Below are 2,062 nucleotides of genomic sequence, written 5' to 3'. Positions count from 1 at the left end.
GATCATAACGTCGTGTTTTTCCGATTGAACGTCTATTTCATACTCCTTGGCTAATCACCTAAAATGATTTAGCCAGTCAATCAAATGTTCTCTTCCCCCCCTTTCGCTAAAATTGCCCAATCTGGCCGTAATACGTGCCGAAATTTCTAAGGTCTTTTTCAACATGTTTTGAACAAACTCTTCAAACGTTTTACAAAAACCAGTATCTGCGCATACGCCTTTAATCGATAGATATTTTACACCCGCCTTGTCAAAACCTTGCATCTCGCAACAGTATCATGTGTAGTTGCTGCGTGAGCCTTCACATGAAAAATATGTACTAGGGTATCCGTGACACTATGCTCCGTTGTATTTTTTGTTAGAATTGGCAAAGGAAGTCTTTTAAAAGTCTCTAAAAAAGATTGTATGTAAATTTTGTGAATGTTAAGATTGCTTTAAAAGCGGTTTCGTTCGAGGGGGCAGCGGTACAAATGTAAAAATATGGAAAAAATTTCACGAGGTGTGCCCGAAAAAGACAAGCTCAAAGCCCTCGTTTTATACGCAAGCGGACTTTCAATGAAGCGAATTGCTCAGCGTTTTGGTGTCAGCGCGCGCTGTTTTGAAGGGGGGGGCACCTTATAATCAAGGATATGCGCCAAAATTGAGCTATACCCAGAAGACAAAGGTATTGTCAAGGAAGTCGATGAATTTTGGCATTATTTAAAAAAAGAAGCAAAAAATTTTGGATTTTTAAAGCTTGGATTTCTAAAGCTTGGATTTTTAAAGTCTGTGATCGTGCTGGAAAACAGCTCTTCGATTGGAAATTTGGTGATCACTTGAGTCAAACATTCAAACGACTTTTTGAACGATTAAAAAAATGGAAAATTTTATTTTATTGCAAAGATCATTGGGCAGGTTTTAATAAAATTATTCCAAGCAACCGCCTCTTTCAGGAAAAAGATAAAACCTTTTCCATAGAACAAAATAACGCTAGACAATGCCATTGGTTTGCGAGATTTCGTCGAAAACTCCTTAAAAACACACGATCACTTGAAATGCTAGAGGGAACACTGCTTATTTTTGCGGCACTTCGCGTTAATAAAACATTGAAAATTAATCATGCTATCTTTGGTTGAAGGCCTCAATTAATAAAGTGCTCTCAGTTAAAAAAGAGTTTACAATTATTAAATATAAAATTTAAAGTTCTTATTATATTGATACTTCTATAAAATCAAAATTTTTTTGACAAAAATATTTAATAAAGGTGAAATATATGAACCTTCTCATGACTGGAAATTGGTTGTGCTTATTGAACAGGATCGCCTTGCAACATCTCATGAAACGTTAAATGTTTACTTTAGTTTTCTCTCTAAATTGGCTCAACTTAATCGAGCCTTAAAAGATATTACGTGCCATTGTATTTCTAAGTCCTATGCGCTTTCTTCGGAAAAAGCTTTGTTGCTGGTTTATTTGTATATTAAAACATCGCCTGATGAATGTTACATTCACCGTATCATTTCTAATTATTGGTATTGGGGACTAAACCCTTCCTATATACTAAATGCACTATCTAAACAGGGGTTAATTGAGAAAAAATCCCATACAGAAGACAAGAGAAAAATTTTGGTAACGCTTTCTTCTTCAGGAGAAATTTTAGCAAAAGAGGTGAAAAATCGTATAGAATGCTTATTAGATTATCGTCCAGGATTAATCCAAAGTCTTTTTCATTCTATTCATGCTATTGAACACCTGATGAACCTGCTTCCCTAGGGAAAATCTGAAAAAGTTATGCTTTCTACAGCTAAAACTAAGATGAAATTAAAATAAATCATAGATCCCTCTCTTTGGAAACAGTAATATAGCTGAGCTATATCATAAAATAGAAGAAGCAAGGTTAAACCTAAGTCCAAAATCTTTTTCTTCTATTTTTTGTTAAAAATCTGGATCTTCTTAAAAAACTCAACACACTATACCAATTCCCATTGCTAAATAAGCATATAATGATTGCCTTTTAAGAAAAGGGGAAGTATATCATAGGGGGATAACAAACCGCTTAAATAGAATGGTATCCGCATCAAAATTA

General features: G+C 34.4%; 4 protein-coding genes. 3 read left to right on the top strand and 1 reads right to left on the bottom strand.

The genetic code is table 11. From position 1 onward, the window contains the following. Nucleotides 1-54: 54 nt before the first annotated feature. On the bottom strand, nt 55-264 hold the full coding sequence (locus K737_RS11215; RefSeq protein WP_006289698.1) for a hypothetical protein: 210 nt from the start codon (nt 262-264) through the stop codon (nt 55-57). Between the two features lie 216 nt (nt 265-480). Between K737_RS11215 and K737_RS09625 the strand changes: the two genes are divergently transcribed. The 3 genes from K737_RS09625 (at nt 481) to K737_RS05310 (ending at nt 1,749) form a co-directional block, all read left to right on the top strand. Then, nucleotides 481-621, top strand: a complete 141-nt coding sequence (locus K737_RS09625) for a helix-turn-helix domain-containing protein (RefSeq protein ID WP_006289696.1) — start codon at nt 481-483, stop codon at nt 619-621. Between the two features lie 68 nt (nt 622-689). Then, nucleotides 690-1,115 carry an IS1 family transposase gene (locus tag K737_RS10605; RefSeq protein WP_006289694.1) on the top strand — a complete coding sequence of 142 codons (426 nt, stop codon included), beginning with the start codon at nt 690-692 and terminating at the stop codon, nt 1,113-1,115. A gap of 106 nt (nt 1,116-1,221) precedes the next feature. Next, the gene (locus K737_RS05310; protein WP_006289691.1) at nt 1,222-1,749 is read left to right on the top strand and encodes a MarR family transcriptional regulator; all 528 of its coding nucleotides are present in this window, start codon (nt 1,222-1,224) and stop codon (nt 1,747-1,749) included. Nucleotides 1,750-2,062 lie beyond the last annotated feature (313 nt).

This window comes from Holospora undulata HU1 (assembly GCF_000388175.3).
GTDB classification, from domain to species: domain Bacteria; phylum Pseudomonadota; class Alphaproteobacteria; order Holosporales; family Holosporaceae; genus Holospora; species Holospora undulata_A.
This window is presented reverse-complemented; position numbering and strand designations above follow the sequence as displayed.